General features: G+C 61.3%; 17 protein-coding genes. 5 read left to right on the top strand and 12 right to left on the bottom strand.

Annotation, left to right across the window (positions count from 1 at the left end):
- Positions 1-87 precede the first annotated feature (87 nt).
- Entirely contained in the window at positions 88-441 is a 354-nt protein-coding gene (locus AB1J88_RS21630; protein ID WP_041071962.1) for a RidA family protein, read from the bottom strand.
- Entirely contained in the window at positions 413-1,717 is a 1,305-nt protein-coding gene (gene dadA, locus AB1J88_RS21625; protein ID WP_041071961.1) for a D-amino acid dehydrogenase, read from the bottom strand. The genes AB1J88_RS21630 and dadA overlap by 29 nt, the downstream gene beginning before the upstream one ends.
- 156 nt (positions 1,718-1,873) lie before the next feature.
- On the opposite strand from dadA, the gene AB1J88_RS21620 reads away from it, so the two are divergent.
- Positions 1,874-2,362: an Lrp/AsnC ligand binding domain-containing protein gene (locus AB1J88_RS21620; protein WP_003177284.1), complete on the top strand. Its 489-nt coding sequence runs from the start codon at positions 1,874-1,876 to the stop codon at positions 2,360-2,362.
- 88 nt (positions 2,363-2,450) lie between these two features.
- Here the strand turns inward: AB1J88_RS21620 and AB1J88_RS21615 are convergent, their stop codons facing one another.
- Entirely contained in the window at positions 2,451-2,804 is a 354-nt protein-coding gene (locus tag AB1J88_RS21615) for a YkgJ family cysteine cluster protein (protein ID WP_430291941.1), read from the bottom strand.
- A gap of 147 nt (positions 2,805-2,951) precedes the next feature.
- On the opposite strand from AB1J88_RS21615, the gene AB1J88_RS21610 reads away from it, so the two are divergent.
- On the top strand, positions 2,952-4,262 hold the full coding sequence (locus AB1J88_RS21610) for an NAD(P)/FAD-dependent oxidoreductase (protein WP_430291940.1): 1,311 nt from the start codon (positions 2,952-2,954) through the stop codon (positions 4,260-4,262).
- A 141-nt stretch (positions 4,263-4,403) separates the two neighbouring features.
- On the opposite strand, the gene AB1J88_RS21605 is transcribed toward AB1J88_RS21610, so the two are convergent.
- A complete protein-coding gene (locus tag AB1J88_RS21605) occupies positions 4,404-4,649 on the bottom strand; it encodes a DUF1127 domain-containing protein (RefSeq protein WP_222017639.1) in 246 nt (81 codons plus the stop codon).
- Positions 4,650-4,828: 179 nt separating this feature from the next.
- Between AB1J88_RS21605 and AB1J88_RS21600 the strand changes: the two genes are divergently transcribed.
- On the top strand, positions 4,829-6,307 hold the full coding sequence (locus AB1J88_RS21600) for a PLP-dependent aminotransferase family protein (RefSeq protein WP_430291939.1): 1,479 nt from the start codon (positions 4,829-4,831) through the stop codon (positions 6,305-6,307).
- On the opposite strand, the gene AB1J88_RS21595 is transcribed toward AB1J88_RS21600, so the two are convergent.
- The 4 genes from AB1J88_RS21595 to AB1J88_RS21580 all read right to left on the bottom strand — a co-directional run bounded on the left by AB1J88_RS21595 (position 6,248) and on the right by AB1J88_RS21580 (position 10,661).
- Positions 6,248-6,787, bottom strand: a complete 540-nt coding sequence (locus tag AB1J88_RS21595; protein WP_430291938.1) for a hypothetical protein — start codon at positions 6,785-6,787, stop codon at positions 6,248-6,250. The two genes, AB1J88_RS21600 and AB1J88_RS21595, sit on opposite strands and share 60 nt — an antisense overlap.
- The gene (locus AB1J88_RS21590; protein ID WP_430291937.1) at positions 6,784-9,207 is read right to left on the bottom strand and encodes a fimbria/pilus outer membrane usher protein; all 2,424 of its coding nucleotides are present in this window, start codon (positions 9,205-9,207) and stop codon (positions 6,784-6,786) included. The genes AB1J88_RS21595 and AB1J88_RS21590 overlap by 4 nt, the downstream gene beginning before the upstream one ends.
- Positions 9,207-9,908 (bottom strand): fimbria/pilus chaperone family protein, encoded by a 702-nt coding sequence (locus tag AB1J88_RS21585; RefSeq protein ID WP_430291936.1) that lies wholly within the window; start codon positions 9,906-9,908, stop codon positions 9,207-9,209. Before AB1J88_RS21585 ends, AB1J88_RS21590 begins: the two co-directional genes overlap by 1 nt.
- A gap of 102 nt (positions 9,909-10,010) precedes the next feature.
- Positions 10,011-10,661, bottom strand: coding sequence for a DUF1120 domain-containing protein (locus AB1J88_RS21580; protein ID WP_041071953.1), 651 nt, complete (start codon positions 10,659-10,661; stop codon positions 10,011-10,013).
- Between the two features lie 308 nt (positions 10,662-10,969).
- On the opposite strand from AB1J88_RS21580, the gene AB1J88_RS21575 reads away from it, so the two are divergent.
- Positions 10,970-12,520, top strand: coding sequence for a phospholipase D family protein (locus AB1J88_RS21575; protein WP_430291935.1), 1,551 nt, complete (start codon positions 10,970-10,972; stop codon positions 12,518-12,520).
- 77 nt (positions 12,521-12,597) lie between these two features.
- Here AB1J88_RS21575 and AB1J88_RS21570 read toward each other — a convergent pair whose 3' ends face one another.
- Together AB1J88_RS21570 and AB1J88_RS21565 are read right to left on the bottom strand one after the other, a co-directional pair.
- The gene (locus AB1J88_RS21570; protein ID WP_222017628.1) at positions 12,598-13,740 is read right to left on the bottom strand and encodes an MFS transporter; all 1,143 of its coding nucleotides are present in this window, start codon (positions 13,738-13,740) and stop codon (positions 12,598-12,600) included.
- Positions 13,741-14,003: 263 nt separating this feature from the next.
- On the bottom strand, positions 14,004-15,497 hold the full coding sequence (locus AB1J88_RS21565) for an aldehyde dehydrogenase (RefSeq protein ID WP_041071948.1): 1,494 nt from the start codon (positions 15,495-15,497) through the stop codon (positions 14,004-14,006).
- A 234-nt stretch (positions 15,498-15,731) separates the two neighbouring features.
- Between AB1J88_RS21565 and AB1J88_RS21560 the strand changes: the two genes are divergently transcribed.
- Positions 15,732-16,094 carry a cupin domain-containing protein gene (locus AB1J88_RS21560; protein WP_041071946.1) on the top strand — a complete coding sequence of 121 codons (363 nt, stop codon included), beginning with the start codon at positions 15,732-15,734 and terminating at the stop codon, positions 16,092-16,094.
- Between the two features lie 207 nt (positions 16,095-16,301).
- Here AB1J88_RS21560 and rpmG read toward each other — a convergent pair whose 3' ends face one another.
- A complete protein-coding gene (gene rpmG / locus AB1J88_RS21555) occupies positions 16,302-16,457 on the bottom strand; it encodes a 50S ribosomal protein L33 (protein WP_003177274.1) in 156 nt (51 codons plus the stop codon).
- Between the two features lie 11 nt (positions 16,458-16,468).
- Positions 16,469-16,702 carry a 50S ribosomal protein L28 gene (gene rpmB / locus AB1J88_RS21550; protein WP_003229474.1) on the bottom strand — a complete coding sequence of 78 codons (234 nt, stop codon included), beginning with the start codon at positions 16,700-16,702 and terminating at the stop codon, positions 16,469-16,471.
- Positions 16,703-16,858: the final 156 nt, after the last annotated feature.

Below are 16,858 nucleotides of genomic sequence, written 5' to 3'. Positions count from 1 at the left end.
GACTTCTAGGCGGTCATGGGAATAAAAACCGGCGCTGGCTGACGGCGTGAACCGCCAACAGCGCCGGGAGAGGGATCTTTGAAACGGTTACGGCAACGCGGCGACGATGGAAATCTCGACGAGGATGCTCGGCTTGGCCATCTTCGCTTCGACGGTGGCGCGGGCCGGCGCGGCGCCTTTGGGCAGCCACTGATCCCACACCGAGTTCATCCCGGCAAAGTGCGCCTCGATGTCGTTCAGGTAGATCGTCGCCGACAGCAGGTGCTGCTTGTCAGTCCCTGCCAGATCCAGCAAACGCTCGATGTTGGCGAGCACGTCGCGGGTCTGCTGTTCGACCCCGGCGTTGAAGTCATCACCGACCTGACCGGCCAGATACACGGTGCCGTTGTGGGTGACGATCTGACTCATGCGCTCATTGGTGAGCTGGCGCTGGATTGCCATGTTTTGCGGACTCCTGAGGCTTGTTGCCGTAACGGGAAATATCGAGGCCTTCGGCGCTGATCTGCGGCTTTTTCTTCGCCATCAGATCGGCCAGCAAACGACCGGAACCGCACGCCATGGTCCAACCCAGCGTGCCGTGACCGGTGTTTAGGAACAGGTTCTTGAACGGCGTGGCGCCCACGATTGGCGTGCCGTCCGGCGTGGTCGGACGCAAACCGGTCCAGAAGCTCGCCTCGGTCAGATTGCCGCCCTGAGGATAAAGGTCGTTGACGATCATCTCCAGGGTTTCGCGCCGACGCGGGTTGAGCGACAGGTCAAAACCGGCGATTTCCGCCATGCCGCCGACGCGGATGCGGTTGTCGAAACGGGTGATCGCGACCTTGTAGGTCTCGTCGAGAATGGTCGAAGTCGGCGCCATGTCCGGGTTGGTGATCGGCACGGTCAGCGAGTAGCCCTTGAGCGGATACACCGGGGCCTTGATGCCCAGCGGCTTGAGCAGTTGCGGCGAGTAGCTGCCGAGGGCCAGCACGTAGCGGTCGGCGGTTTCCAGCTTGCCGTCGATCCACACGCCGTTGATGCGGTCGCCAGCGTAGTCGAGGCGCTGGATGTCCTGACCGAAGCGGAATTCCACACCGAGTTTCACGGCCATTTCCGCCAGGCGCGTGGTGAACATCTGGCAGTCGCCGGTCTGGTCGTTCGGCAGACGCAGGGCGCCGGCGAGGATATCGGTGACATTGGCCAGCGCCGGCTCGACGCGGGCAATGCCGGCGCGATCGAGGACTTCAAACGGCACGCCGGATTCTTTCAGCACGGCGATGTCTTTGGCGGCGCCATCCAGCTGCGCCTGGGTGCGGAACAATTGCGTGGTGCCCAAGCTACGGCCTTCGTAGGCGATGCCGGTTTCGGCACGCAGTTCGTCGAGGCAGTCGCGGCTGTACTCGGACAGACGCACCATGCGCTCCTTGTTCACCGCGTAACGGCTGGCGGTGCAGTTGCGCAGCATCTGCGCCATCCACAGGTACTGGTCGATGTCGGCAGTGGCCTTGATCGCCAGCGGCGCGTGGCGCTGCAGCAGCCATTTGATGGCCTTGAGCGGCACGCCCGGCGCGGCCCACGGCGAAGCGTAACCCGGCGACACCTGGCCGGCGTTGGCGAAACTGGTCTCCATGGCCACGGCTGGCTGCCGGTCGACCACCACCACTTCAAACCCGGCACGGGCCAGATAGTAAGCACTGGCGGTACCGATGACGCCGCTACCCAAGACCATTACGCGCATTTTTGTATCCCTCATCGCGGCGGGGCCGCGTACGTCTGTTGTTAGAGCAATGATGCGCGCAGTGTAAAAAAGAATGGCCAGTGCATTTCACTATATAAGCGCCTATATTTGGCGACAATTCTCGGCAAAAACCCTTTTCACGGAGGCGCATCCCCTATGCGTACCAACACTCAGACCAAACGTGAGCTGGACAAGATCGACCGCAACATCTTGCGGATCCTGCAGGCAGACGGGCGCATATCGTTTACCGAACTCGGGGAGAAGGTTGGTTTGTCCACCACGCCGTGCACTGAGCGGGTGCGACGGCTGGAGCGTGAGGGGATCATCATGGGCTACAACGCCCGCCTGAATCCGCAGCACTTGAAGGGTAGCCTGCTGGTGTTCGTCGAGATCAGCCTCGACTACAAATCCGGCGACACGTTCGAGGAGTTTCGCCGCGCGGTGCTGAAACTGCCGCACGTGCTGGAATGCCACCTGGTGTCAGGGGATTTCGACTATCTGGTGAAGGCGCGGATTTCCGAGATGGCTTCGTACCGCAAGCTGTTGGGCGACATTCTGTTGAAGCTGCCGCATGTGCGTGAGTCGAAGAGTTATATCGTGATGGAGGAGGTGAAGGAGAGCCTGAGCCTGCCGATTCCAGACTGAGATTTGGAAGATCAAAAGATCGCAGCCTTCGGCAGCTCCTACAGGAGAACGCATTTCCATGTAGGAGCTGCCGAAGGCTGCGATCTTTTCAGACCAGCACCTGCCGATTCGAAGCCATGTATTCGAAGATCTGCTTTTCCACGCGCGGATGAATCAACTCCACCGGCCCCCGCCCGTTCGGGCAAGGCAGGGTTTTGGTGGTGCCAAACAACCGGCAGATCAGTGGCCGCTCGCCATACACCGTGCAACCATTGGGGCCCAGGTGCACACAGTTCAGCTCTTCCATCGCCGCATCCTGTTCGGCGTGGGTCTTGCGCGGCAGACGTGACATTTCTTCCGGGGAAGTGGTCACCGGTCCACAGCAGTCATGGCAGCCGGGCACGCAGTCGAACGTGGGTATCTGCTGACGCAGATCGCGAAGGGTCTGGCGATTGCAACTCATCGAAACGGTAACCCACATGAAATAGGCGGCAATTGTGCCGCAAAAGCCGTGATCCAGACAGCAACGACCGACCAGTGTTGCCCGTGCTCGGGCGTGCGGCTTATGCTCCGTCAAATTTTCTCGACACTCAGCCGTTGGATGACGCCCATGAACGCCCGCGCCCGAACCTTCGCGAGCCAACCCCACGTTGCCTCTTACTACGCCGCCAGCAGCCTGCCGCAGCCCGATCATCCGCAGCTGCAAGGTGAAGTGATGGCCGACGTGTGCGTGGTCGGCGGCGGGTTTTCCGGGTTGAATACCGCGCTGGAACTGGCCGAACGCGGCCTCAGCGTGGTGTTGCTGGAGGCGCACCGGATCGGCTGGGGCGCCAGTGGCCGCAACGGCGGACAGTTGATTCGCGGGGTCGGCCACGGCCTCGACCAGTTCGCCAATGTCATCGGTGCTGACGGCGTACGCCAGATGAAACTGATGGGCCTGGAAGCGGTGGAAATCGTCCGTCAGCGCGTCGAGCGCTTTCAGATCCCGTGCGATCTGACCTGGGGCTACTGCGACCTCGCCAACAAGCCGGCCGACCTCGAAGGCTTCGCCGAAGACGCCGAAGAGCTGCGCAGCCTCGGCTATCGCTACGAAACCCGCCTGTTGCAAGCCGATAAAATGCACACCGTGGTCGGCTCCAAACGTTACGTCGGGGGCTTGATCGACATGGGTTCCGGGCATTTGCACCCGCTGAACCTGGCGCTGGGCGAAGCCGCTGCCGCACAGCAATTGGGTGTGAAGCTGTTCGAGCAATCGGCGGTGACGCGGATCGATTACGGCACCGAGGTTCGCGTCCACACCGCTCAAGGTTCAGTGCGGGCGAAAACCCTGGTGCTGGGCTGCAACGCTTACCTCAACGACCTCAATCCGCAACTCAGCGGCAAAGTGCTCCCGGCCGGCAGCTACATCATCGCCACCGAGCCGTTGAGCGAAACCCAGGCGCACAGCCTGCTGCCGCAAAACATGGCGGTCTGCGACCAGCGGGTGGCGCTGGATTACTACCGGCTCTCGGCGGATCGGCGTCTGCTGTTCGGCGGTGCCTGCCATTATTCCGGGCGTGATCCGAAGGACATCGGCGCCTACATGCAACCGAAGATGCTCGACGTGTTTCCACAACTGGCAGGCGTGAAGATCGACTATCAATGGGGCGGGATGATCGGCATCGGTGCCAACCGGTTGCCACAGATTGGCCGACTCAAAGATCAGCCGAACGTGTATTACGCCCAGGCCTATTCCGGGCACGGGGTAAATGCCACGCACCTGGCCGGCAAGCTGCTGGCCGAGGCAATCAGCGGGCAGCACAGCGGTGGCTTTGATCTGTTTGCCAAGGTGCCGCACATCACTTTCCCCGGCGGCAAGCATTTGCGTTCGCCGTTGCTGGCGTTGGGGATGTTGTGGCATCGGCTCAAAGAGTTGGTCTGATGTTTTTGCTGCGTCCTTGAAGCCGCCATCGCTGGCAAGCCAGCTCCCACGGGTTTTTGCGGCGAATACAAATATTGTGAACACCAAATTACTGTGGGAGCTGGCTTGCCAGCGATGAGGCCCGCCAGAAAAATACAGGTTTCAGATCCGCCAGAACGGCTTCAACCCCTCTTCATGCGCCTGCTCGCGGGTCAACCCGACATCCTTGAGCTGCTCCGGCGTGAGATTCAGCAACGCCTTGCGCGTGTGCAGACGATGCCAGAACAGGCCCCAGCGACTCAGGCCGGACGGCGCGTTGCGCATGGCGCTATTCCATGCGCTGTCCTCCTGCCCTGCCGCCAGTTCCTGACTGTGTAACGTCAGCCGCACATCGCTCAAGCCGTTCATTTTTGTCGCTCCTGTTTACTTGGGTAGCCAGAGATTCCATGATGCGCGCGTCGGCAAAAGCATTACAGATTCAACACATCTGTATTAATCCCATACAGATTTGCCGTTTCTGCGTCTGAATCACCGATTTTTGCTGCATCTGTACTGGTTTAACGAATCACCTGCATCGAGGCAGTGCCATGACCCTGTATGTGAACCTCGCCGAGCTGCTCGGCACCCGCATCGAACAAGGCTTCTACCGTCCCGGTGATCGCCTGCCTTCGGTGCGCGCCCTGAGCGTAGAACACGGGGTCAGCCTGAGCACCGTGCAGCAGGCCTATCGCATGCTTGAAGACAGCGGCCTGGCAACGCCGAAACCCAAGTCCGGCTACTTTGTGCCGGTCGGTCGCGAGCTGCCGGAGCTGCCCGCCGTCGGGCGTCCGGCGCAGCGGCCGGTGGAGATTTCGCAGTGGGATCAAGTGCTGGAGCTGATTCGCGCAGTACCGCGCAAGGACGTGGTGCAACTGGGTCGCGGCATGCCCGACGTGACCACGCCAACGATGAAACCGCTGTTGCGCGGACTGGCGCGGATCAGCCGACGCCAGGACATGCCCGGTCTGTATTACGACAACATCCACGGCACCCTCGAACTGCGCGAGCAGATCGCCCGGCTGATGCTCGATTCCGGCTGTCAGTTGAGCGCCAGCGATCTGGTGATCACCACCGGTTGCCACGAAGCGCTGTCCACCAGCATCCACGCGATCTGCGAGCCGGGCGATATCGTCGCGGTGGATTCGCCGAGCTTCCACGGCGCCATGCAGACCCTTAAAGGGCTGGGCATGAAAGCCCTGGAAATCCCCACCGATCCACTGACCGGCATCAGCCTCGAAGCGCTGGAACTGGCGCTGGAGCAGTGGCCGATCAAGGTCATCCAGATCACCCCCAACTGCAACAACCCGCTGGGCTACATCATGCCGGAGTCGCGCAAACGCGCGTTGTTGACGCTGGCGCAGCGTTTCGACGTGGCGATCATCGAGGACGACGTGTATGGCGAACTGGCTTACACCTACCCGCGACCGCGCACGATCAAATCCTTCGACGAGGATGGTCGCGTGCTGCTGTGCAGTTCGTTTTCCAAGACCCTGGCGCCGGGGCTGCGCATCGGTTGGGTCGCGCCGGGACGGTATCTGGAACGGGTGCTGCACATGAAATACATCAGCACCGGTTCCACCGCGCCACAGCCGCAGATTGCCATTGCCGAATTTCTCAAAGGTGGATACTTCGAGCCGCATTTACGGCGGATGCGCACGCAATACCAGCGCAATCGCGACGTAATGATCGATTGGGTGACCCGCTATTTCCCGGCCGGCACTCGCGCCAGTCGTCCGCAAGGCAGCTTCATGCTGTGGGTCGAATTGCCGGAGGGTTTCGATACGCTGAAACTCAATCGTGCATTGCATGACCAAGGCGTGCAGATTGCCGTCGGCAGCATCTTTTCCGCCTCGGGCAAGTATCGCAATTGTTTGCGGATGAATTACGCGGCCAAACCGACCCCGCAGATCGAAGAAGCGGTGCGCAAGGTCGGCGCAGCGGCGATCCGGCTGCTGGCCGAGTCCGAATCACTCGAGCTGAAACGTACCGTACCCCTCGAAGCGCTGAAGGTCGGCGACACGGCTTGAGGTATCGCTGACGCGGGCTTCGATCTGCAGTTCCACCTCCAGATGGCGCCCGGTGGCGATGCTGCCCGCGCGCCGGTTCACGATGCGATCACCAGGCTGCAGCAGATCCGCCGCGCCCGTCCGGCCTACCTCGCGCTGCCATTGCACCGGCGCGCCATCCAGACGCGCCGCCACCATGCGTAGCTGCAAGCGTCCCGCTGCCCATCGATAATCCAGCGCATCGCTGTTCGGGGCAGAAAACGACCAGGTGAACGAACGCGCGACCGGGCATTGAATCCGTAGGTGAACCGTGCGCACCCCAAAACTGCCGTCATTGCCCGATTGCCGAGCGCGCAGCTCCGGCCGCGTCGAAATGCCATAGTTCACAGCGCTCGGTGAGAGCGTCATCTGACAGGCGTCGCTGGCCATGGCCGACGTTGCTGCCAGCGCTCCCAGCGTGATCAGGATAATCCGTCGAAGCATGCGCAATAACTCGCTCATGTGAGATTCAAAGGCTGACAGAGCGCGTCGACGGGCTCGATCAACGCGTGCTCGTCCGGCGCTTCAGCCAGATTGAATTGCAGGTCGCAGTGCGCGCTATCCGACAGTTGCACCCGCAGCAACTGCCCGGGCGTGATATCCGGTAGAAAGATCGTCCCGGCCTCAAGCACCGTGGTCACGAATGCGCCTTGCCGGTCTTGAACAAGCAAACCACTGGGCAGCCATTGCCGATCAACCGTTCTGGCCTTCAACAGCACACGCCGCACACGGGTGACGGTGAAATCCAGATGCTGAACCGAGCCGCGCCCGGCCTCCACTTCCTGATAACCGTCGAGCACCTCCACATTGCGCGGCAGGCTCAGTGGGTCGACCTCCAGCCTGGCCGTCGCATAGGGCGGCAGACTCGCCGCTACTGCCCGGCCCGAAACGTCCGTCCACACCGGACCTTGCGGCGTGTACAGCTTCAGACCCGCACGGTCACCAGCCTTGAGCACGGCAAAGGTCTCGCGCAGCGGATACGGCGACAGCGTCACACCGTCGCGATGCAGCGCCATGCCGCCACGCAGGCCCACGTCGAACTCACTTGCGCTGTCACGCTGGTTCAGGCCCAGGTCCACACGGCTGTAATGCGTCAGTGCGTTGACCCGCAATCCCAGCGATGGCGCTGCGGCTTCACGCTGTTCGGCGCTGGCGCTATAAGCCAGGGTTTCACTGAGCACCTCGCTCATCGACACGCCACTGCGCACTCCGGATCGCGGATCGCTGCGCACATAGCTACGAGCCCTGCGCTGCTCACCCAATGGCATCCCGACCGTCAGATAAGCCGAGGTACCCCGACGCCACGCGTCGGCATCGCCGATGCTGCGCTCAAGACTCAACGACAGGCTGATCCGCTCGGGCAACGTCTGCGACCAGGACAAACCCAGGCGAATGTGTGGCGGTTCGTCCACGCTGGTGTAGCGCGACCAGGTCATGCCGAATGCCCCCCAGCGCTCGACAGTACCGTTGAGCGAAAATGTCCAGTGATCGCGCCCGGGGGCCTCGGCGCTTCCCCGCTGCTGGTTCCACCCCATGTCCGACAGGGTGCGAAAGCCCTGACCACGGCGCACCGCAACCACGCTGGTGGACAGATTCGGCGACAACACGGCACTGACGGTCATTTGTAATTGATGCCCTGCAATACCTGTCTCTCGATCACTGGACAGCACCTGGCGCACACCGGTGCTCAGATTGCCCGGCCATTGACGCTGCAGCCCCCAGCCTGCCGACAGGTAGTCCGCCCCACCCAGGATCCCGCCGCTCACGCGCAACGCTCGCGACAGACTCCATTCCCGGCCAAAGGTGGCAAACGATGGCGCCTGACGATCATCCGCACCCTGGCGTCGCACCGTGCCCAGCGCCAGATTGAAGCCGTCGGCGCGATCAAATTGTGAATCCTGCAGGCTGGCTGCCGGGACGCGAAAACGCCGCACTTGCCCTTCTTGCTCGTGCACGCTGACTTCGAGGTCGAGTTGGGTGCTCAACAATGGCAGCGCGCGCAGAGTGAATGGCCCACCGGGAACCCGCGTGGTGTAGATCAGCAAACCGTTCTGTCGGACTTCGATTCGCGAGGGCGACCAGGCAATGCCCTCGACCTCGCCACGCGCGCCCTGCTGTGCCGCGCGCAATTGCGCGAACGCATCCTCCGGCAGAATCTGCACACCGCTGAACGCTTCGCCGGCAAACAAGGGCGACTGCAGGTTCAACTGACCGATCTGCACGCTGGTTTCGTAGTCTTCCAGGGTGCGCATGCCATAGGCATACAGATGCTCGAAGCGCGTACTGTCGGGCAATTGCGTATAGGACTGACGACTGCGCAAAACCCAGTTGCCAGCGTTCAAGCCAATCTCCGAACCCAGGCTGCGAAAATCGCTGCGCTGCCCCCCTGACTGGCCGCCCATGACCAACGCATCGTAATTGAACACGCCGCCGACACCGCCGTTGGTGAAGGTGTGCGGTTGAGGTTCCGGCAACGCGAGCAGGTCGGTCGGTAGCAGCAGGTCGATCTGCTCCTGGCCGGGACGCAGCTCGACGATGGCCGAGGGCAGACCTTCGCGCAGTGTCAGACACGGGTCGACCGGCGCCGGAGCCGCTTGTGCCCGCACGCCGGCAGCCTTGAGCAAGGCCGGTTGCAGGCACGGCTCGCCCTCGGCATCGAACGTCACGAACACCCGACCCCGAGGCTGTCCATTGACCTCCAGCGCGACCAGACGTGTGCCCTGGGAGAAACGCGGTGCCTGGCGAAAGTACGCCGCCAATGCCGGATCGAGTCCGCGTTCGCGAAGCATCTGCGCGTCGAACTCCACCACCTCGCCGGCCAGCGCCACGCCGACACCCTGAGCCATCACCAGCGCCAGTCCCCGACGGGCAGAAGCGCGCATCAATGCGTTACCGGAGCATCGAAGTGATCCACCGCAAAGCCATAGGTGGTGGCCGGGAAAGTCCGTACGGCCATGGCCCGCACCGTCGAGCTCAACGGTAACCGGACGGCCAGGCGCTCTCCGGGCAGGATCCAGGTACGCGGCAGCTCCACCACCTGCGTGCCCGGCAGAGGAACAATCGCCTTCGCCAGCCGCACAACATAAGGACTGGGATTACTGACCAGCAGGCCTTCAGCCGTGGCCGACCAGCTCAGCCGCTTCCATGGCTCGCGCTCGACTGGCAGGCCGGCGGGGCGCAGGATCACCGGCAGGTTTTGCCGAACCCCCAGATTGACCCGGGCGCCGTCGACACCTGAGACAGGATTGATCCCCTCAAAGATCACCCGCTTCAGACGCTCGGTCTGCAACGGTTCGGCGCTCTGCAAAATAAACCGTACCTGCTGCACCGCGCCGGCCTCGACCCGGGCCACCGACGGGCTGAACAGCAACAGCGTCTGATCATGCGGTTCGACGTCTACGACCGTGGTATGCAGCAGGGCCGGACGCGTTTCGGTATTGCGCACGTTCATGGTTGCTTCGCCCACGCCCTCATCCACCACCAGCACAGGGGTTTGCGGCACCATGCCCGCAGCGTGGACGACAGGCATCAAAAGCAGGGCGAGCAGGCACAGTGGCAGCGCCCTGAAGACAGGACGACACATCGAAATCGACATCGGTATTGTTCCGCTGGGAATGGCAACGCCCCCGTCAAAGGGTGCGCCGAAAGAGCGAGAAAGAACCCGGCCATGGCCGGGTTCTGACGATCAGAGGTAGTACATATCGAACGTGACCGAGCCATCGAGCGGAATCTCGCTGGTGATCGGCAGTGCGTTACTCGGACCAATGATCGGCAGCAGGCTCATCGGAAATCCGTGGTGGCGCGCCGCGACCGGGCCAGCGGCCACGCCCGTTCCCCAGGAGTACAGCGCCGGGGCATTGCTTACCAGCGGCGAGGAAGGCAGTTGCCACGTCGGCGCCGCCAGGCTTCGGGTGATCAGGGTCTGCTGGATGCCGTCGGCCTCCGGACGCCCGTGGCGCAGCGCAAAGCCACCGATACGGATGCCGTTGATTTCACCCAGGCCATAGAACAAGGCCGCATCGCTGTTACCGGCGCCATCGCTGATACCCGGCAGTTTGGTCGCCGCGCGATTGTCTCTGACCGACACTTCCACCGGTGCTGGAGCATCGCAGTTGATGTGCAGCGATATATCGTGAGTTGGCAGCAGCGTCTGCGTGGTCTTGTTCAGCGTGGCTGCCGATATCTTGCGTAAATCTACCGTGCCGCCACCGGCAAACGCGGGAATGCACGACGTCGGAATGATGGTTCCGATCACGCTCAGGTCCACGCTTTCGGCAACCGCCAGTGTGGGTATTACTGCAGCCGCAACGGCGGCCATCCATGTTGATGTTTTCATCAGTCCCTACCTGTTCGGCTATTTAAATGGCAGTGGTTCAGTGCATCGCTTTCACGAGGCCGTGAACGCCGGGGCGATGATTTCGTTTTTTGTAGGCTCCGTATGTAGGAATAGGCACCAAGCCAAAACAGAAAAAACGACAAAGCAAATAGTCCAAAGCCACATGCGAACTCATTCCTACTTTCGAACGACTAATGGTTTACCCAATGTGGCGAGGATCTGCCTTGAAGGGTCTTTGAAATCCTCTGCATGCCATACTCCGCCCCCCAGCCTCCAGCCGAGAAAGCAACGTGCGACCCGGAAAAAAATTGCTCGCTGTCTGCGTGTTGTGTTCGTTGGCCAGTGGTTGCGCAACCCTTGATGTACCGCGCGAACCCAGCCAGGTGTTGCCGGCCACCGGCTCCGCATTCGGCCGCTCGATCCAGGCCCAGGCCGCGCCCTATCAGGGCCGTTCCGGCTTCCGTTTGCTGTCCAACAGCACTGAAGCGTTCACCGCGCGCGCCGAACTGATCCGCAATGCGCAAACCAGCCTCGACTTGCAGTACTACATCGTTCACGACGGTGTCAGCACGCGGATGCTGGTGGAAGAACTGCTCAAGGCTGCCGACCGCGGCGTGCGCGTACGCATCCTGCTCGATGACACCACCAGCGACGGTCTGGACACGATCATCGCCACGCTGGCGGCGCACCCACAGATTCAGATTCGCCTGTTCAACCCGCTGCACTTGGGTCGCAGCACCGGCGTGACCCGCGCTGCCGGACGCCTGTTCAACCTGTCGCTGCAACACCGGCGCATGCACAACAAACTGTTTCTGGCCGACAACAGCGTGGCCATCGTCGGCGGGCGCAATCTGGGCGACGAGTACTTCGATGCCGAGCCGAACCTGAATTTCACCGACATCGACATGCTCAGCGTGGGCCCGGTGGCCGAACAGCTCGGGCACAGTTTCGACCAGTACTGGAACAGCGCGCTGAGCAAGCCGATCGACGAATTCCTCTCCAGCAAACCGAGCATCAAAGACCTGCAAAACACCCGCACACGCCTGGAAGAATCGCTGGATGAAACTCGCAAACAGAACCACGCGCTGTATCAACAGTTGATGACGTTCAAGACCGCGCCGCGCATGGATATCTGGCGCAAGGAACTGATCTGGGCCTGGAACCAGGCACTGTGGGACGCGCCGAGCAAGGTGCTGGCCAAGGATGAGCCGGATCCGCAACTGCTGCTGACCACGCAACTGGCGCCGGAGCTGCGCGGCGTCAGCAAAGAACTCATCATGATTTCGGCGTACTTCGTACCGGGCCAGCCGGGGCTGGTGTACCTGACCGGACGCGCCGACGCCGGGGTCTCGGTGAGCCTGCTGACCAATTCGCTGGAAGCCACCGATGTGCCAGCGGTGCACGGCGGGTACGCGCCGTACCGCAAGGCGTTGCTGGAACACGGCGTGAAACTGTATGAACTGCGCCGTCAGCCCGGGGACAACTATGGCAGCGGTCCGCATTTGTTTTACAGCAAGTCGTTCCGCGGCTCGGACTCCAGCCTGCACAGCAAGGCGATGATTTTCGATCGACAGAAAGCCTTTATCGGCTCGTTCAACTTCGATCCGCGCTCAGTGTTGTGGAACACCGAAGTCGGGGTGCTGGTGGACAGCCCGGAGCTGGCCGGACATGTGCGCGAACTGGCGCTGCAAGGCATGGCGCCAGCCCTGAGTTATCAGGCGAAATTGCAGGATGGGAAGATTGTCTGGGTGACCGAGGACAACGGACAGATGCACACGCTGACCCAGGAACCCGGGAGCTGGTGGCGGCGCTTCAATGCGTGGTTCAGCACCACGGTGGGCCTGGAACGGATGCTTTAAAAAGCAAAAGATCGCAGCCTGCGGCAGCTCCTACAGCGGAGGAATGCGGTTTCCCTGCAGGCTGCGATCTTTTGACCTTAAGCCGTTTGCACCGTCCCGAATGCACCTTGGCGCATCAGCAGAATCACCAGCCCGAACGCCCCGGCCGCCATCAACAATGGCAACGCATGCCCGCTGATCCACTGGCTGCCCGCCCCCGCGAGCAAAGGCCCGATCAGACAGCCCACACCCCACAGCTGCGCAATGTGCGCATTGGCTCGCACCAGCGCATCGTCGCGGTAACGCTCGCCGATCAGGATCAGTGACAAGGTGAACAGGCCACCGGCACTGGCCCCGAACAACACCCACAACGGCCAGATCAGCAGCGTATCGATCAACAGCGGAATCGCCAGGCTCGACAGCATCAGGATCACCGCGCATCCGGTGAACAACGTGCGCCGCGACAGGTAGTCTGCCAACGCGCCAATCGGCAGTTGCAGCAGCGCGTCGCCGACCACCACGGTGCTGACCATCGCCAGCGCAATCTCGGCAGTGAAGCCCTGCTGCAGGCAATACACCGGCAGCAGCGTGAGGATCATCGCCTCGAACGCGGCGAACAACGACACCGCCCAGGCAATCGCCGGCAACTCGCGGGCAAATCCCCAGAGATCGCCGAAGGTCACACTGCTGGCTTCACTGCTCGGCGCCCCGCTGCGGCCCATCAACAGAAAAGGCGAAACCGTCAGCAGCCCGACACCGACCCAGAACCCGTAATCATGCTCAGTGCCCAGTGCCCCCAGAAGCAATGGACCAGACAGCTGGCTCAATGCATAACTGCTGCCATACAGCGCGACCAGCCGCCCGCGCCAGTGTTCGACGACCAGTTGGTTGATCCAGCTTTCGCCAAGGATGAACACGATGGTCAGGATCACCCCGATCATCAGGCGTAATACCAGCCAGATCGGATAACTCGGCAGCAGCGCCAGCAAGCCGATCGACAACGCGCCGGCCCACAGGCACAGGCGCATCAGGTTGGCTGTGCCGAAACGCGCCGCCAGATGACTGGAAATCTTCGCGCCCAGCAATACGCCAATCGCCGGCATCGCCGCCATCACACCGATGGCGAAAGAGCCATAGCCCCAACCCTCCAGACGCAACGACACCAGCGGCATGCTGACCCCCAGGGCCAGACCGACACTCAAGACAGACGCCAACACGGCGAAATACGTCGCCCAACGCATGGTCCACGCTCCTGTGGATTATTTTTATGTACACCACAAAACCAAATGTGGGAGCGGGCCTTTGTGGTGAGGGGATTTATCCCCGATCGGCTGCGCAGCAGTCGCAAAACCTGAGCATGCGGTGTATCTGCAAATCCGCATTGTCCGGTTCTGGGGCCGCTGCGCTGCCCATCGGGGATAAATCCCCTCGCCACAAAAACCCGCTCCCACAGGGGATCTCTGTTTCGTCAGGGAGCCGGAGTTGCCGGGCTCCCGCTAACGACTTACAGCTTGATCCACGTCGCCTTCAGTTCGGTGTACTTGTCGAATGCATGCAGCGACTTGTCACGACCGTTGCCCGACTGCTTGAAGCCGCCGAACGGTGCGGTCATGTCGCCGCCGTCGTACTGGTTGACCCACACGCTGCCGGCGCGCAGCGCTTTGGCGGTCAGGTGCGCTTTGGAGATGTCCTGGGTCCACACTGCTGCGGCCAGGCCATACGGCGTATCGTTGGCGATCTGGATCGCCTCTTCGGCGGTGTCGAAAGCGATGACCGACAGCACTGGGCCGAAGATCTCTTCCTGAGCGATCTTCATCGCGTTGCTCACGCCGTCGAAAATCGTCGGCTCGACGTAGGTGCCACCGGTTTCCTGGAGGATGCGCTTGCCGCCAGCGACCAGTTTGGCGCCGTCGCTGTGACCGGATTCGATGTACGACAGCACGGTATTCATCTGCTGGGTATCGACCAGCGCACCAACGTTGGTCGCCGGATCCAGTGGATTGCCCGGCTTCCAGGTTTTCAGCGCCTCGATCACCATCGGCAGGAATTTGTCCTTGATCGAACGCTCGACCAGCAGACGCGAACCGGCGGTGCAGACCTCGCCCTGGTTGAAAGCAATGGCGCTGGCGGCGGATTCGGCAGCGGCTTGCAGGTCCGGCGCATCGGCGAAGACGATGTTCGGACTCTTGCCGCCGGCTTCCAGCCACACGCGTTTCATGTTCGATTCGCCGGAATAGATCATCAACTGCTTGGCGATCTTGGTCGAACCGGTGAACACCAGCGTGTCGACATCGTTGTGCAACGCCAACGCCTTGCCAACGGTGTGGCCGTAGCCCGGCAGCACGTTGAGCACGCCTTTCGGAATACCGGCCTCAACGGCCAGCGCAGCGATGCGGATGGCAGTCAGCGGGGACTTTTCCGACGGCTTGAGGATCACCGAGTTACCGGTCGACAGCGCCGGGCCGAGTTTCCAGCAGGCCATCATCAGCGGGAAGTTCCACGGCACGATGGCGCCGACCACGCCGACCGGCTCGCGGGTCACCAGACCCAGTTGATCGTGCGGAGTGGCGGCGACTTCGTCGTAGATCTTGTCGATCGCCTCGCCGCTCCAGCTCAGGGCCTGCGCCGCGCCGGGCACGTCGATGTACAGCGAATCGCTGATCGGCTTGCCCATGTCGAGGGTTTCGAGCAGCGCCAGTTCTTCGGCGTGCTGCTTGAGCAGGCCGGCGAAACGAATCATGGTGGCTTTGCGTTTGGTCGGTGCCAGGCGCGACCAGACGCCGGAATTGAAGGTGGCGCGAGCGTTTTCCACGGCGCGCTGAGCGTCGGCGGCATCACAGCTGGCGATCTTGCCCAGCAGACGGCCATCGACCGGGCTGATGCACTCGAAAGTCTCGCCAGAAACGGCGTCGGTGTATTCACCGTTGAGGTAGGCGCGGCCTTCGATCTTCAGGTCGCGGGCGCGTTGTTCCCAATCGGCACGAGTCAGGGTGGTCATTCGAGTGTCCTCCTCTTGTTGAATAGAGCGCCGCGTTCTTCGCGGTCGTCTTCAGGAATGCTGCCCGGCCAGCCTGCTTTTCGGCCCAAGGCACCCGCCACCCTAAACCAGCGGCCGGGTTTGTTTCAATATATTTGACATAAGCGCGCCATACGACCTTGCGGTGTTCATTTTAATAAACATAGACTCTGGCCCTTTCAAGCCACCGCGCCGTCATCACGGGAGAAAACAACAATGAACATCCAGAACGTCGTCGACATCAGCCTGACCACCAGCGCAGCCGAACGCTATCGCCCGGACCCGGCCAAAGTGCTCAAGGGTGATCCCGAGCAAGCGGTGTTCAATCAATACGACAGCCCTTGCGGGCAAATGGGTGTTGGCGTGTGGGAAGGTGCGGTTGGCCAATGGACGGTCAATTACACCGAACACGAATATTGCGAAATCCTGCAGGGAGTTTCGGTGCTGCGTGACAGCGATGGCAATGCCAAGACCTTGCGCGTGGGTGACCGCTTTGTGATTCCAGCGGGCTTCCGTGGCACTTGGGAAGTGCTGGAGGCTTGCCGCAAGGTCTATGTGATCTTTGAACAGAAGGCTTGAGGACTTTCGCTGACTGCTCCGGCCCTATCGCTGGCAAGCCAGCTCCCACAGGTTTTGTGATTAACGCCAACATTGTGAACACCGGTAATCACTGTGGGAGCTGGCTTGCCAGCGATGAGGCCCGGCCTGACACCGCAGAAATCCGAGGCAACAAAAAAGGCCCGCATCTCACGATACGGGCCTTTTTTGTAAGTCGGGAAAAATCAATTACTTGATTTTGCCTTCCTTGTAGATCACGTGCTTGCGAACAACCGGATCATATTTCTTGATCTCGATTTTGTCCGGGGTAGTACGCTTGTTCTTGTCGGTAGTGTAGAAGTGACCAGTACCGGCGCTCGAAATCAAACGAATCAATTCACGCATGATTAGCTCCCTTAAATCTTGCCGTCGCGACGCAGCTCGGCCAGCACAACGCTGATGCCACGCTTGTCGATGATACGCATGCCTTTGGCGGAAACGCGCAGGCGTACGAAACGTTTCTCTTCTTCAACCCAGAAGCGGTGATGCTGCAGGTTCGGCAGGAAACGACGACGGGTTTTGTTGTTTGCGTGGGAAATGTTATTCCCGGTTACCGGACCCTTACCGGTAACTTGACATACTCTCGACATGCCTCAGCCCTCTAAAACCACATGCCCAACCCGGCATGGGTTGGCCGCTTAATCTCTCAGTCATTTGGCGCCAGGCGCCGCGTTTCTTTAGAGGTCTTACCGGCTACACCTACAGTGAAGGAACCGGGCCCCTAGAAAAGAGCGCTGCTTTATACC

It is taken from the genome of Pseudomonas sp. S8, assembly GCF_050473925.1.
Lineage (GTDB): Bacteria > Pseudomonadota > Gammaproteobacteria > Pseudomonadales > Pseudomonadaceae > Aquipseudomonas > Aquipseudomonas parakoreensis.
The sequence above is the reverse complement of the archived record's forward strand: the minus strand, read 5'-3'. Positions and strand labels throughout refer to the sequence as shown.

Bases quoted from the DNA above. Each gene is read 5' to 3' on its own strand.
- AB1J88_RS21610 (WP_430291940.1), top strand. From the start codon at position 2,952: ATGAACGCCCGCGCCCGAACCTTCGCGAGCCAACCCCACGTTGCCTCT.
- rpmG (WP_003177274.1), bottom strand. From the start codon at position 16,457: ATGCGTGAATTGATTCGTTTGATTTCGAGCGCCGGTACTGGTCACTTC.
- AB1J88_RS21580 (WP_041071953.1), bottom strand. From the start codon at position 10,661: ATGAAAACATCAACATGGATGGCCGCCGTTGCGGCTGCAGTAATACCC.
- AB1J88_RS21560 (WP_041071946.1), top strand. From the start codon at position 15,732: ATGAACATCCAGAACGTCGTCGACATCAGCCTGACCACCAGCGCAGCC.
- AB1J88_RS21570 (WP_222017628.1), bottom strand. From the start codon at position 13,740: ATGCGTTGGGCGACGTATTTCGCCGTGTTGGCGTCTGTCTTGAGTGTC.
- AB1J88_RS21595 (WP_430291938.1), bottom strand. From the start codon at position 6,787: ATGAGCGAGTTATTGCGCATGCTTCGACGGATTATCCTGATCACGCTG.
- AB1J88_RS21565 (WP_041071948.1), bottom strand. From the start codon at position 15,497: ATGACCACCCTGACTCGTGCCGATTGGGAACAACGCGCCCGCGACCTG.
- AB1J88_RS21605 (WP_222017639.1), bottom strand. From the start codon at position 4,649: ATGAACGGCTTGAGCGATGTGCGGCTGACGTTACACAGTCAGGAACTG.
- AB1J88_RS21600 (WP_430291939.1), top strand. From the start codon at position 4,829: ATGACCCTGTATGTGAACCTCGCCGAGCTGCTCGGCACCCGCATCGAA.
- AB1J88_RS21630 (WP_041071962.1), bottom strand. From the start codon at position 441: ATGGCAATCCAGCGCCAGCTCACCAATGAGCGCATGAGTCAGATCGTC.
- AB1J88_RS21615 (WP_430291941.1), bottom strand. From the start codon at position 2,804: ATGAGTTGCAATCGCCAGACCCTTCGCGATCTGCGTCAGCAGATACCC.
- AB1J88_RS21590 (WP_430291937.1), bottom strand. From the start codon at position 9,207: ATGCGCGCTTCTGCCCGTCGGGGACTGGCGCTGGTGATGGCTCAGGGT.
- AB1J88_RS21585 (WP_430291936.1), bottom strand. From the start codon at position 9,908: ATGTGTCGTCCTGTCTTCAGGGCGCTGCCACTGTGCCTGCTCGCCCTG.
- AB1J88_RS21620 (WP_003177284.1), top strand. From the start codon at position 1,874: ATGCGTACCAACACTCAGACCAAACGTGAGCTGGACAAGATCGACCGC.
- rpmB (WP_003229474.1), bottom strand. From the start codon at position 16,702: ATGTCGAGAGTATGTCAAGTTACCGGTAAGGGTCCGGTAACCGGGAAT.
- dadA (WP_041071961.1), bottom strand. From the start codon at position 1,717: ATGCGCGTAATGGTCTTGGGTAGCGGCGTCATCGGTACCGCCAGTGCT.